Origin of the sequence: Rhizobium sp. BE258, assembly GCF_031457345.1 — a bacterium.
Lineage (GTDB): Bacteria > Pseudomonadota > Alphaproteobacteria > Rhizobiales > Rhizobiaceae > Rhizobium.
This window is the reverse complement of record NZ_JAVDWL010000008.1, coordinates 178,947-192,655: the sequence shown is the minus strand read 5'-3', so window position 1 is coordinate 192,655 and position 13,709 is coordinate 178,947. Positions and strand designations below refer to the sequence as shown.

Sequence of the window (13,709 nt, the reverse complement as noted above, 5' to 3'; positions counted from 1 at the left end):
CCGCCTAACATGCCTTCGTTTCCGGCCTCATCCGAGGCCTATTACAGGATCATGTCAGCCTTTTGAACGTCAGGCCGCTTTGGCGATGGCGTCGAAGGCGAGAAGCTTTTCGAGAAGCCGCGGCATGTCCTTCAGATAGACCATGTTCGGTCCGTCAGACGGCGCATTGTCGGGGTCTTCGTGCGTTTCGACGAACACACCGGCGACACCGACGGCAACGGCGGCACGCGCCAGGGTCTCGACGAATTCGCGCTGACCACCGCTCGAGCCGCCCTGCCCGCCCGGCTGCTGCACGGAATGCGTGGCGTCGAAGATAACAGGAGCGCCAAGTGCAGCCATGATCGGCAGCGAGCGCATGTCCGATACCAGTGTGTTGTAGCCGAAGGAGGCACCGCGTTCGCAGAGCAGGATGTTCGGATTGCCGCTGGCATTCAGCTTGGCGAGAACATTCTTCATGTCCCAGGGCGCCAGGAACTGGCCCTTCTTGACGTTGACGATCCGGCCGGTCTTGGCGGCGGCAACGAGAAGGTCGGTCTGGCGGCTGAGGAAGGCCGGGATCTGCAGGATGTCGGCGACGGTTGCCACCTGCTCGCACTGCTCTTCCGTGTGGATATCGGTCAGAACAGGAAAGCCGAATTCCTTTTTCAGATCGGAGAAGACTTCGAGCGCCTTTTCAAGACCGATGCCGCGCTCGGCGGAAAGCGATGTCCGGTTCGCCTTGTCGAAAGACGACTTATAGACGAGGCCGATACCGAGCGACTTGCAGAGTTCGCTCAAAACACCGGCGACCATGAAAGCGTGGTCGCGGCTTTCCATCTGGCAGGGACCGGCGATCAGCGACAGCTTGCCCGTATTCGAAAAGGTAACGCGGCCAGCACCCTCGCCGGCGACAACTTCTGCATTGGTATTTGTCATTGGGTCTCCTCGAAGGCGAAGATTGCGCCCTGTCCCGGCGCCGGCTTCACCAACAGACGATTGTTCATACTGACATGGGTGATCCCGTTAGCAGCCAAATGCGCCGCTGTCACGGCCAGATCACCGACCGAAAAGACGATTGCGCGCGCCCTGAGGCCGTTATCGGTGACAAGTGGCTCGGCATCGAAATAGGCCTCCATGCCCTCGTTCGAGAAGATGGAAAGTCTCCCGTTCGGCAATTCGAAGGATAGGCCGAGTGCCGCCTCCTTAGGCTCCACTCCACCGCTGGCCGTCTCCAGAAATTCGGCGAAGGCCTGCGGATCCTCAGCGCTCAGCGCGATCTCGCTGATGCCGGTGACGCCGTTTGCATGGGTTTCCAGTGCATTGCGATCGGCCGGAAAGGCGTTGATCCGCTGGCAGGCGAAGAAGAAGACATCGGGTGCCCGAAGATCGGCGGCAAAGGCGAGCTTGAAGGCGCCTGTCGCCTGCGTTCCGTCGGGCATGACGATCGGCCGCGAGAATTCGACCATATCGCCGCCGCTCAGCTGCGCGCCGTCATAGGCAGCCTTGTCCGCATCGGCACTATCGGTGCCGAAGACAACAGCCGAAAAGCCGTCATCGCCGCAGCGGAAGCGGAAGGCCTGATCGCGGGCGACAAAGCTGTTGCCCTTTGCGACAGCCGCGTCGCAGTCCGCCTGGCTCGCAATACCGAGCGGTTCGAGATAGGTCTTGTCGGCCAAGAAGACGCAGGCATTCTCCGTTCCGAACGGATGACGGCCATCGGCCGCGACGGTGAAACCGAGACGCCCGAGTCGCTCGCGGGCAACGTCGATATGGGTCACGGGCAGTACCAGATGATCGAGCGGACGCGTCATGGCGGTTCCTCCGGTGAAGCCGGCAGAGATTTGCACGCCCTGCCCGGCAAAGCGCAAGCGTGGATCACCAATCCGGCAAATAAACTTTCAAAAACGACGAAAAATCATCGGAAGTTTTACCGATATTTAGGCACTTGCGGAACACATATGGAACATATAGTGTCCGTTCTGGCTTTGTTTCACGAATCTGGGGAAAAACTTCGATGCTGACGCGCAAACAACAGGAGCTTCTCCTCTTCATTCACGAGCGCATGAAGGAGTCCGGCGTTCCGCCATCCTTCGACGAAATGAAGGATGCGCTCGATCTGGCTTCCAAGTCGGGCATCCATCGCCTGATCACGGCTCTGGAAGAACGTGGCTTCATTCGCCGCCTACCGAACAGGGCGCGCGCACTCGAGGTCATCAAGCTTCCGGAAGCCTACAGCCCGAGCATTCAGCCGCGCCGCGGCTTCTCGCCGAGCGTCATCGAAGGCAGCCTTGGCAAGCCGCAGCCCGTCGCGCCGCCGAAGCCGGCGAACGAGGACAATCACACGTCGATCTCCGTGCCGGTCATGGGCCGGATCGCAGCCGGTGTGCCGATTTCGGCGATCCAGCAGAACACCCACGACATTACAGTTCCCGCCGACATGCTCGGAAGCGGTGAGCACTATGCTCTTGAGGTCAAGGGCGACTCGATGATCGAGGCCGGCATCTTCGACGGCGACACGGTCATCATCCGCAACACCAATACCGCCAATGCCGGTGATATCGTCGTTGCTCTCGTCGATGACGAAGAGGCAACGCTGAAGCGCTTTCGCCGCAAGGGTGCATCCATTGCGCTCGAAGCTGCCAACCCGGCTTACGAAACCCGTATTTTCGGACCGGACCGCGTCAAGGTTCAGGGCAAGCTCGTTGGCCTTATCCGCCGCTATCACTGAGCGTCTCGCTTTCACCAAAAGTGCCGCTGCGCCAATCGTAGGCGCGGTGGCGGGTCCAGGGCCGCTCGAGACCCTCGAATGATGTGGTGATTTCGGCGATCCCATTGGGGAAACGAAGCTCGACAGCGCCTGTCTTTCGCAGTGTCTCCCCGGTGAAAAGCAGGGCGCCTGAGCGGCAGGTATCGAGGCGCAGGCGCACCGGTGTGACGACGATATCGGATATGTCGCAAGCTGGGCCAAGGAACGCCGCATTCTCGATCACGGTCAAGATCGAACCGTTGTCGAGCTTCGCTGTACACCAGGCCTTTTTCACGCATGAGAAGCGCTCGCCCGTCGCACTGGCCTTGATCGCGTCCATCGTTTCGTTCTGCTGTGCCTCCGTCAATTTCAGCCTTTCACCGCGCGGTGCGGTGGGAATATCCGGGAGCGCCGGGAACGCCGGTGGTAGATGCTCATCGAGCACCAGCGCGCGCCTCCATTGATCAAAGATGAAGCCCGGTGGCCGCTCGCGATTGGTGGCGAGGCCGTTGTCGCTGACGATGCCCGCCATGCTCCCGTCCTCGGCAATCACGATTTTCGGCGGCGGAGGACCTCCAAACATCGCGGCGGCTGTCGTCGATGCCATCAAGATCGCGGTGCCGAGATGCCGCATGCGGCTGCGCAGCAAAGTCAGCAGCAGGAAACCCGTCACCGCCGCGGGAAAGTACCAGGACGCCAGGCGCCCGACGCCGATATCGCCGCCCCATGAGGCAACCGTCCTGGCGATGGCGATCACCAGATCGAGCCCAAAGCCCGTCACCTGCCACGCCCATGCATCGAGACCGAAGGGCATCAGCAGCATGGCAATGAGGCCGAACGGCATGATGATGAAGGAGATGATCGGCATGGCGGCGAGATTGGCTGGCAGGCCATAGGCTGTCAGCCGGTGGAAGTGCTCGACCGAGAACAATGCAGTCGAGAAGCCGCCGATGACGGAGGTCAGCAGGATGCCGCCGAAGAACGCAGCGGCGGAAGACAGCATCCTGACGACGCGAAACTTTGCGAAGGGCCGGTCGCGCACCGGCCTCTCCTTCCAGAGCGCATAGCCGGCGACGAGGGCCAGTGTCGCGGCGAAGGACATCTGGAAGCTTGGCCCCATGATCTCCGAGGGTGAGAGGACAATGATCACCAGCGCCGATAGGGCGACGTTGCGCAGACTGATCGACGGCCGGTCGAAGAAGACCGCCGCCAGCATGATCGCCATCATGATGAAGGCGCGCTCGGCGGAGACTGCGAAGCCCGAGATCAGGAAATAGGCGGTGACGGCGGCAAGCGCACCGGCTGCGGCGATCTTCTTGACGGGATAGGCCTGGACGACAGCCGGAAACAGGCTGAGCACGGTGCGGAAGCCGACGAAGAAGATGCCTGCCGACAGCGCCATGTTGAGACCGGAAATGGCGATGATATGCGCAAGGCCGGATTGGCGCAGCGCCTCGGTCGTCTCGCTCGAAATGGCGCGGCGCTCGTCCGTGACCAGAGCGGCGGCAAAAGCGCCGGTGTCGCCAGGCAGGATGCCTCTAATACGGTCGCCGATGCCGCTTCTCAAGCGGTAGAGCCATTCAAGCGCGCGATCCTGCATCGATGCGGGCCCGGGTTCGACCGCCGGAACCACGGCAGGGGCACCATAAAAGAAACCGTTGCCACCGACACCGTCGAAATAGGCACCGAACGAAAAGTCGTTGAGGCCGGGAAGAGCGGGGCCTGACGGCGGCGTCAGCCTTGCCCTGCCCTTCAGCCAAGTCCCGGTTTCGAACTCCGCTTTCTGGCCGCGCGCAATCACGGTCACCTGCTCTGGCGGCCGCTTCAGCGCCGGGTTCTCCGTCGCCTTGAGCGCCAACAGATACCGCCAGCCGCCGCGGCCATCGCTTTCCCGCCGCTCTACGCGGCCTGTCAGCGTCGTCGTTACCGCCGAATCGAGAACGACAGTACCGGCTCTCCAGGTCTCGAATTGTGCGGCGAGGATGCCAACAGCGATCAACATCATGGAGACCAGGCATATCCGGCTCCACTCCCTGCCGCGATCCGTCACTGCGAGCAGCAGAAGTAGCACGACCGCGCATGAAAGCGGCACAGCCGGTGAAATGTCTGCGCCGCAGGCAAACCAGAGAACGGAGCCCAGTCCGAGCGCCACCGGCGCAAACAACATGCGGCCGCCATAAGCCAGCTCTTCGACAGCGCAGGCCGGCAGGCTTTGCACAACACGGCGCTGCAGCGACCGAAGAGCATGAATAGAAAGCTGCCGGCGGTGACCTAGATTAACAGGTGCGAGGAGAGTCCCCGCTGCAGGCGGCATCAGCGGCGTCTGCGGCAATTTGGCCGCGGCACCGATGGTGATCGTGCTGACGTCGCTGGTTTTCAACTCCGGCATGCAAAGAGCCTGATGACCCGATAGAATACAACCAGAATGCAACCCTGCGCGCGTTTCAGCAACAATAATCGATTGAAAAATGATGAAAAAACGTGAGTGCAAAAAGCCTAAATAAATCATCAGCTTCCGCTATGCGTTTACAGCATCGCAGGAGTGCCTAAAAGTTGATACTGCGATGCACAAAATGGCGTCACGGTAACTTGGCATTAGGCGCGCTATCATATAGCAATCTGAGCGGACGCTTAACCCTATGGCGCTTTTATGGCGCCGCCGCCAATTTGGAGGATCAGAATGACGGATCAAAGCGCAACAATCAAAATCGGCGACAAATCCGCCAATCTTTCCGTAAAGAGCGGAACGATTGGGCCTGATGTCATCGATATCGGCGCACTCTACAAGAACACCGGTTCCTTCACGTACGATCCTGGTTTTACCTCGACCGCATCCTGTGAATCGAAGATCACCTACATCGATGGCGATGAAGGCGTTCTGCTGCACCGCGGCTATCCGATCGAGCAGCTGGCCGAGCACGGCGACTTCCTCGAGGTCTGCTATCTGCTGCTCTACGGCGAACTGCCGACCGCAGCGCAGAAGAAGGACTTCGATTACCGCGTCACGCACCACACCATGGTGCACGAGCAGATGAGCCGCTTCTTCACCGGCTTCCGCCGCGATGCGCACCCGATGGCCGTCATGTGCGGCTGTGTCGGCGCCCTGTCAGCCTTCTATCACGACTCGACCGACATTACCGATCCGCACCAGCGCATGGTCGCTTCGCTGCGGATGATCGCCAAGATGCCGACGCTGGCCGCCATGGCCTACAAGTATCACATCGGTCAGCCCTTCGTTTACCCGAAGAACGACCTCGACTATGCGTCGAACTTCCTGCGCATGTGCTTTGCCGTCCCTTGCGAAGAGTACACGGTCAATCCGGTTCTCTCCCGCGCCATGGACCGCATCTTCATCCTGCATGCGGACCACGAGCAGAACGCTTCGACCTCGACCGTTCGTCTCGCGGGCTCTTCGGGCGCAAACCCGTTCGCCTGCATCGCGGCCGGCATTGCCTGCCTCTGGGGCCCTGCTCACGGCGGCGCCAACGAAGCAGCGCTCAACATGCTCTCGGAAATCGGCTCCGTCGATCGTATCCCTGAATATGTCGCACGTGCCAAGGACAAGAACGATCCGTTCCGCCTGATGGGCTTCGGTCACCGCGTCTACAAGAACTACGATCCGCGCGCCAAGATCATGCAGAAGACGACGCATGAAGTTCTCGGCGAACTCGGCATCAAGGACGATCCGCTTCTCGAAGTGGCGATGGAACTCGAGCGCATCGCGCTCACCGATGAGTATTTCATCGAGAAGAAGCTCTACCCGAACATCGACTTCTATTCGGGCATCACGCTGAAGGCTCTCGGCTTCCCCACGACCATGTTCACGGTTCTCTTCGCTCTCGCCCGCACCGTCGGCTGGATCGCGCAGTGGAACGAGATGATCGAGGATCCGCAGCAGCGCATCGGCCGTCCGCGCCAGCTCTATATCGGCGAGGCGGAGCGTAACTACGTTCCGGTTTCCAAGCGCTAAGCTCCTATATCAGCTAAGCAAAAAACCCGGTCATTTCTGACCGGGTTTTTTCTTGTCCAGAGTCTCGAGAACGACCTCGGCCGCCTTTTGTCCCGGCGGCTTGTCCGTCTGCATGCGCTGCCAGACGAGATCGAAACCCTCGATCATCGCGCGGCGCTGCAGCGTATCTGCCGACAGCCGCTCCATCCATCGCGACAGGCTGCCGCCGCGGACAACCTCGTTGATATATTCAGGCACGACCGCGTAGTCGGCGATCAGGTTCGGAATGGCAGCCGTCCAGGTCTTGATGCGACCCGTCAGCAGTTTCATGATCCAGTCGATCTTGTAGGCCGACACCGTCGGCACGCCGGCAAGTCCCAGTTCTAGGATCACCGTTCCGGATGCGGCCATCGCTGCGTCGGCTTCGGCGAATGCCCGCCACTTCGCCTCGCCGCCGACAAGTATCTCCGGATTCACCGGCCAATCCTTGATCATCTCGCGCACCTGCGCCTCGCGCCTCGCAACGGTAGGCAACATGAACCGCATCTCGCCGTTGCGCGAGACGAGCTCATTCACCGCATCGCCGAAATGCGGCAAAAGACGGTTGATCTCCGAGGCCCTCGAGCCCGGGAGCAACATGATCGACTTGACGGCGGGCTGGGCAGCGTTTGCCCTTGCGCTGCGCGCGTTTCGTGTCGCGATGAGATCCTGATCTGCCGTCAGCCGGTGGCCGACATAGGTCGTCGGCGGCCCGCCGAGTTCCTTCATCACGCCGGGCTCGAATGGCAGCACCGCCAGAACATGATCGACATATCCCAGCATGCGTTGTGCGCGGTATTCCTTCCACGCCCAGACACTCGGACAGACATAGTTGACGACAGGCAGATCCGGGAGAGCCACGCGTACGCGTTTGGCGACGCGATGGGTAAAGTCGGGACTGTCGATGATGACGAGAACATCAGGCTTGGCGGCGATGATTGCCGCCGTGGTCTGGCGGATCAGCCTGTAAAGCGTCGGCAGCTTGGCGAGCACCTGGCTGATGCCCATGATAGACAGTTCGGAATAGTCGAAAAGCGATTTCAGGCCCTGGGCTTCCAGCGCTTCGCCGCCGACACCGACAAGCTCGACCGGGCCGTTGTGGATCTGTTTCAGAGCAGCGATCAGATCGCCGCCCAGCAGGTCGCCGGAGACTTCTCCGGCAATGATGCCGATTTTCAGATTAGTGCTCACGTCAGCCCCCATCCCGGCAGGCCGCGGTCGATGCCGCACACGAAAAGGCCAGCCTGATCCGCCGCAGCGATCATCTCATCTCTCTCCAGAATCAGTGCCCTGCCAGCCTCGACGGCGACGCCTGCAAGACCGGCTTTCTGTGCATTCACAATTGTCGACACGCCGATCGATGGTAGATCGGCGCGCAGATCCTGCTGCGGCTTGCAGAGCTTGACGAGAACGCCCTTGCGGCGCGCCGATATCCGCCCTGCATTGCGCAGCGACGCGACCCGCTCCAGCATACCGTCGGTACCTTCCGGTCCCTCTAGCGCGACGACGCGTCCACCCACAGAGACGGCACCCTGCCCGACATCGAGCAATCCCAAGGCATTGGCGGCCTCGGCAGCCTTCAGCATGTCGGAGATATCATCCTTGCCCGGCGCCACCGCACCAAGAGAGCCGACAGAAGCCAGAAGATCGGGGGCAATCTCCTGGGCGCCGATCACGCGGCGGCCGTTATTTTCGATAAGCTTGATCACCATCTGCAGCACGGTGTCATCGCCGCCGGAGATCAATGTTCTGACGACCGACGGGATCTTGACGATGGACTTCCAGGTCGGGCGTATTTCCCGCCATTCCGGACGGCGGCGGACGCCACCGGACATCACGACGCGGCGGATGTCATGCTTGCTGAAGATCCCCTCGAGCGCGGAGACATCGCCGACGCCGATGACGGCATGGTCGTAGCCCTGCCAGGAACGGTCGACCTCGCCCTTCAACGAGATCACGAAGGGCTCATCGCCGGCGGCACGTGCAGCCTGGGCGACGTAAGCCGGCAAAAGGCCGTTTCCAGCGATGATCGCAAGACGGCCCTTCGCGGTGTCGCCGGAAACGGACACGCTCAGCCTTTCTGTCCCCGCGTCGGCGAAGACAGCGCCCGATCGCTCTCGGCGGCAATGAAATCGAGGATTTCGACAACCTGAGGGCAATCGGCGTATTCGGCGCGGATTGCGGCTGCGTTATCGCGAACCGAACCGGAGCCTTCGAAAATCGCCTTGTAAGCGCGTCGTACCGTGTGAATGACAGCGCGATCAACGCCGGCACGCGTCATGCCGACGACGTTCAGGCCGCCGAGCAGCCCCGGATTGCCGTTCAGCATGCCGTAGGGAATGACGTCGTAGCTCACGGCGGAGAGGCCGCCGACAAAGGCCTGACGGCCGACGCGCGTGAACTGATGCACCGCCGAACCGCCGCCGAGAATGACGCGATCTTCGATCGTCACGTGACCTGCAAGCATGACGTTGTTCGACATGATGACATTGTTGCCGACGCGGCAATCGTGGGCGACATGCGAATTGGCGAGGAACAGATTGTTGTCGCCGACGATGGTCTTGCCGCCGAAATCGCTGGTGCCGGTATTGATCGTCACACCTTCGCGCATCGTGCAATTTTCGCCGACGGTCAACGTCGTCTCTTCACCGGCGTGATGGACGCTTTGCGGATCGCCGCCAATGACGGCCATCGGAAACACCCTCGAACCCTTGCCGAGAATGGTCCGACCGGTGACGATGGCATGGGGATGAAGCTCGACATTGTCATGAAGCGTCACCTTCGGACCGACATAGGCGAAGGGACCGATGGTCACGTTCTCACCGACGACGGCGCCGTCTTCAACGACGGCCATCGGGTGAATGCGTGCGCTGGCAGCAACCGTGCTCATGCCTTGTCCTTGCGTAGGATCATTGCACCGATATCGGCTTCCGCGGCCAGGTTACCATCAACCTTGGCGTCACAGTGGAACTTCCAGATATTACCGCGCTGTTTCAGCTTCTTGACGTGAAATTCGACGCGATCGCCGGGGATGACAGGCTTGCGGAAGCGGGCATTGTCGATCGTCATGAAGTAGACGAGATTGCCGCTCGTGCAGTCCTTGCGCGCACAGATCGCGCCGGCCGTCTGAGCCATGCCCTCGACCAGAAGCACGCCTGGCATGATCGGCGAATCGGGAAAATGGCCGGTAAATTGCGGTTCGTTGGCTGTGACGTTCTTGATACCGATCGCGGAATCGTCACCGTCGATCTCGATGATCCTGTCGACCATCAAGAAGGGATAGCGATGCGGCAGGAGTTTCATGATCTCGATGATGTCTGCCGACGAAAGAGAAGCCTTTGCTTCTTCAGTCATTCTTGTCTCCCGTTTTGTTCGCCCGTGCCGCCGAACGTGCCATGATCTCGGCAGATTCGCGCAGGAAGTGCTTGATCGGCCTGGCCGGAATGCCACCATAACGCTCGCCGTCCGGAATGCTTTGTACCACACCGCTCTTGGCAGCGATCTGAACGCCGTTGCCAATGGTAATATGGCCATTAATCCCGGTTTGACCACCGATCTGCACACCATCGCCGATCACGGCACTGCCGGCGATGCCAACTTGCGAAACAACCGCGCAGTGGCGGCCGATCTTGACGTTGTGACCGATCTGCACCTGATTGTCGATCTTGGTACCTTCACCAATGACCGTGTCGTCCATCGTACCGCGATCGATCGTCGAGTTAGCACCGATCTCGACATTGTCCTGAATGATGACACGGCCGATCTGAACGATCTTGATCATGCCACGCGGACCCGGCGCATAGCCGAATCCATCCTGGCCGATACGTGCGCCATTGTGGATGATGACGTGATTGCCGAGAAAAGCACACAGCACGCTTGCGCCGCTGGCGATCGAACAATTGCGGCCGATCTTGACACCGGGGCCTATGATCGCGCCCGCCCCGATCCGGGTGCCCGAACCAACTTCCACACCGGCGCCGATGACAGCCAAAGGCTCGACGATGACGCCGGCTTCCAGCTTGGCGGTCGGATCGACCACGGCGCCAGTGCCGATGGCGCTGTCAACCGACATGGATGGCAACGGCTGCAGAGCCGACGGATGCAAATATCCGCCAGCCATTGCAAATGCTGCATGGGGATTTTTTGAGACGAGCGCCGGTATATGCGCCGGGATTGCAGAGAGCAAAGCCGGATCGCACAGAACAGCCGATGCCTCGCATGTTTCCAGCTCGGCGCGGCTCCTGCGCGAAATCACATAACAGATGTCACCAGCCTTGGCACGGCTCACAGGAGCCACGGAATGGATGATGACGTCTGCCTTGGACGAATCGGGGAGTTCTGCCCCGAGATATTGAGCGAGCTCAGAGAGCTTCACCCCATCCCGAGGCTTAAAGAACGAATTTTGCTCCATCGGCAATGCTCCAGAACGGAATTCCAGTATGGTTCCGGACTGCCGATATCAGAATTGGTTGTTGATGCCAAACTTGAAGTACTGCGTCTTGTCGTAGTCCTTCTTGACGACCGGGATCGCATAGTCGACGCGAAGTGCACCGAAAGGCGACTGCCAGATCAGGCCAAGGCCGACGGAAGCGCGCAGAGCTGCGTTATCACCATCGACGGTCGCACTGCCGACGTCCACATCGTTACCAAAAAGCGTACCGGCGTCCGCGAACACTGCACCACGCAGGCCGAAGTCACGCGGGAAGCCCGGCATCGGGAACGACGCTTCAGCAGACACAGTAAAGTACGTGGTGCCGCCGAGCGGATCGTCTGGCTGAGATCCGCCCATCCGCGGACCGATGCCCTTGTTTTCAAAGCCACGAATATCGCTGTTGCCCAGGGTGAACTGGTCAAAGATATTCAGGTTCTTGTCGAAACCAACAACATAGCCAGCGCCTGCGGCGAGCGAACCGATGATGTCTGCATCGTCAGCAAGCAGATGGTAATAGCGGGCCTTGCCGTAAACCTTGTAGAACTGCGAGTCACCGCCGAGGCCAGCGATTTCGTTGGTCAAGGTTGCGTAGATACCTTCACGCGGCAACGTCATATCGTCGAGCGTGTTGTAGGTGAAAGTCTGCGAGATCGACGACTTGATCCAAGGACCGTTGTTGACCAGATCCTGATACGGCGTGGACAAATCGGTCAGATCGCTGCCGCTGGAGTCGTAGTCCATCCGCTTGAAGTTGTAACGGAAGGTCGACGCCAGGTCTTCGGTGATCGGCGCTGTTGCGCGCAGCACAAGACTGTCTTCGGTGTAGTCGTAGTTGTCGTTGCTCGAGGTTTCGCTGTGGTTCAGGTCGAAACCGGTCGCAAGACGATAGCCGAGGAAGTAGGGCTCGGTGAAGCTCAGGCCGTAGCTCTGCGATCCCTCGAGACCACCACCGGCAGAAACCTTGATGTACTGGCCACGGCCGAGGAAGTTCTTTTCTTCGATCGAGGCTTCGAGAATGAGGCCGTCGCCACCAGCGGCGTAACCGGCGCCGATACCGAACGAACCGGTCGACTGATCCTGAACATCGACGACAACGACGACGCGGTCAGCGGCACTGCCCGGCTGCGTCGAGATATTGACGGACGAGAAGAAGCCAAGCGCTTCAAGGCGGCGCTTCGCCTTGGTGATCATCTGCTGATTGAAGGCGTCGCCTTCGGAGACGTCGAATTCGCGGCGGATGACGTAATCGCGCGTGCGGCTGTTGCCGCGGATTTCGATACGCTCGATATAGGCGCGCTCGCCCTGGTCGACGAGATATTCGACGCCGATCGTGTTGTTGCCGAGGTCGCGGTTACCGCGCGGCGTGACACGGGCGAAGGGATAACCTGCCGAAGCGACCTGGTCGGAGATGGCTTCCATCGACTGCTGAACGCTCTTGGCGCTGTAGACTTCGCCTTCGTGCGTCTTGACGAGGCCCTGCAGCTGTTCGCCGCTGACGCCATCGACCGTCGACTGAACCGTAACGGGACCAAAATTGTAGCGCGGACCTTCTTCGATGTTGAAGGTGAGCGTGTACTTGTTCGTGGTTTCGTCGAACTGAGCGTCGGACGAGACGACCTTGAAGTCGGCATAGCCACGGTTGAAGTAGAACTGGCGCAGCGCCTCTTCATCGGCGTGCAGCTTGTCTTCGTTGTAAACGTCCTTGCGCGTCAGGAACGACAGGAAGTTCGAACGCTTCGTCGAGATGACAGCAGCCAGGCGGCCGGCGCTGTAGGCGTTGTTACCAACGAAGTTGATGGAATCGATCTTGGTGCGGTCACCCTCGTCGATGACGAAAGCAAGGTTCACGCGGCCTTCGCCGAGCGGAACGACCTGCGTCGTGACGTTGACTTCGCTACGGCCGGTGGCAGCATAAGCTTCCTTGATGGCGGCGATGTCAGCCTGGATCTGCGCATCATTGTATGGGCCGGAGGCGTGCGTGCCGACAACGGAGGCCAGCTTGTCGTCCTTGACCTTGCGGTTGCCGTTGAAGACTACCTGGTTGACGAGCTGGGCTTCCTGAACCTGCACGACGAGCGTGCCGCCGGAGACGGAAATCTTGACGTCGGAGAAATAGCCAGTGCCGTAGAGCTGCTTCACCGAGTCGTCGATGTCGGTGTTGGAGAAGCTCTTGCCTGGTGCGATGGTCAGGTTGGAACGCACAGCCTCAGCACCGACGCGGCTTGCCCCGCGTACATCGATGCGCTGAATGACTGCGGCTTCAGCCGCCCCCGCAGAGATGATTGTAATGACACCTGCGCCGGAAGCCACAACACTTGCAGACAGCGCAACCGCCGATACTGCGTTCAAAAATCTTGAACCAGCCTTCATTTCACCCATTACCTTTTTTCTCGTCCCCGTCGCCGGGAGAACCCGATTCCGGCCACGTGTGTCGTTTTACCCGCTTTTGACATACAAGCAAGGTAGCAAGTTAATTTCTGTTTACTTCATTTCGAAGCGTGACCCATTCGCCACTACAGCTTTGAAACATCGTAAATAAACGGTAATTTTCCCTCACCGCACGC

General features: G+C 60.0%; 11 protein-coding genes. 2 read left to right on the top strand and 9 right to left on the bottom strand.

What is annotated here, in order from left to right:
• Positions 1-69: 69 nt before the first annotated feature.
• Both kdsA and J2X43_RS25765 read right to left on the bottom strand, forming a co-directional pair.
• On the bottom strand, positions 70-915 hold the full coding sequence (gene kdsA / locus J2X43_RS25770; RefSeq protein ID WP_310299137.1) for a 3-deoxy-8-phosphooctulonate synthase: 846 nt from the start codon (positions 913-915) through the stop codon (positions 70-72).
• Positions 912-1,790, bottom strand: a complete 879-nt coding sequence (locus tag J2X43_RS25765; protein ID WP_310299134.1) for a VOC family protein — start codon at positions 1,788-1,790, stop codon at positions 912-914. Before J2X43_RS25765 ends, kdsA begins: the two co-directional genes overlap by 4 nt.
• 203 nt (positions 1,791-1,993) lie before the next feature.
• Between J2X43_RS25765 and lexA the strand changes: the two genes are divergently transcribed.
• The gene (gene lexA, locus J2X43_RS25760) at positions 1,994-2,707 is read left to right on the top strand and encodes a transcriptional repressor LexA (protein WP_310299132.1); all 714 of its coding nucleotides are present in this window, start codon (positions 1,994-1,996) and stop codon (positions 2,705-2,707) included.
• On the opposite strand, the gene J2X43_RS25755 is transcribed toward lexA, so the two are convergent.
• Positions 2,688-4,892, bottom strand: coding sequence for a ComEC/Rec2 family competence protein (locus tag J2X43_RS25755; RefSeq protein ID WP_310299642.1), 2,205 nt, complete (start codon positions 4,890-4,892; stop codon positions 2,688-2,690). The two genes, lexA and J2X43_RS25755, sit on opposite strands and share 20 nt — an antisense overlap.
• Before the next feature lie 513 nt (positions 4,893-5,405).
• On the opposite strand from J2X43_RS25755, the gene gltA reads away from it, so the two are divergent.
• A complete protein-coding gene (gene gltA / locus J2X43_RS25750) occupies positions 5,406-6,695 on the top strand; it encodes a citrate synthase (protein WP_112388116.1) in 1,290 nt (429 codons plus the stop codon).
• A gap of 30 nt (positions 6,696-6,725) precedes the next feature.
• Here gltA and lpxB read toward each other — a convergent pair whose 3' ends face one another.
• The 6 genes from lpxB to bamA are packed head-to-tail and all read right to left on the bottom strand — an operon-like array spanning position 6,726 to position 13,515.
• Entirely contained in the window at positions 6,726-7,916 is a 1,191-nt protein-coding gene (gene lpxB / locus J2X43_RS25745; protein ID WP_310299127.1) for a lipid-A-disaccharide synthase, read from the bottom strand.
• Complete coding sequence (locus J2X43_RS25740) at positions 7,901-8,782, bottom strand: LpxI family protein (protein ID WP_310299125.1); 882 nt, start codon at positions 8,780-8,782, stop codon at positions 7,901-7,903. Before J2X43_RS25740 ends, lpxB begins: the two co-directional genes overlap by 16 nt.
• Before the next feature lie 2 nt (positions 8,783-8,784).
• Positions 8,785-9,603: an acyl-ACP--UDP-N-acetylglucosamine O-acyltransferase gene (gene lpxA, locus J2X43_RS25735; RefSeq protein WP_112444974.1), complete on the bottom strand. Its 819-nt coding sequence runs from the start codon at positions 9,601-9,603 to the stop codon at positions 8,785-8,787.
• The gene (gene fabZ, locus J2X43_RS25730) at positions 9,600-10,067 is read right to left on the bottom strand and encodes a 3-hydroxyacyl-ACP dehydratase FabZ (RefSeq protein ID WP_310299121.1); all 468 of its coding nucleotides are present in this window, start codon (positions 10,065-10,067) and stop codon (positions 9,600-9,602) included. Before fabZ ends, lpxA begins: the two co-directional genes overlap by 4 nt.
• Positions 10,060-11,124, bottom strand: a complete 1,065-nt coding sequence (gene lpxD, locus J2X43_RS25725) for a UDP-3-O-(3-hydroxymyristoyl)glucosamine N-acyltransferase (protein ID WP_310299118.1) — start codon at positions 11,122-11,124, stop codon at positions 10,060-10,062. Before lpxD ends, fabZ begins: the two co-directional genes overlap by 8 nt.
• A 48-nt stretch (positions 11,125-11,172) precedes the next feature.
• Positions 11,173-13,515, bottom strand: a complete 2,343-nt coding sequence (gene bamA / locus J2X43_RS25720) for an outer membrane protein assembly factor BamA (protein ID WP_112539799.1) — start codon at positions 13,513-13,515, stop codon at positions 11,173-11,175.
• Positions 13,516-13,709: the final 194 nt, after the last annotated feature.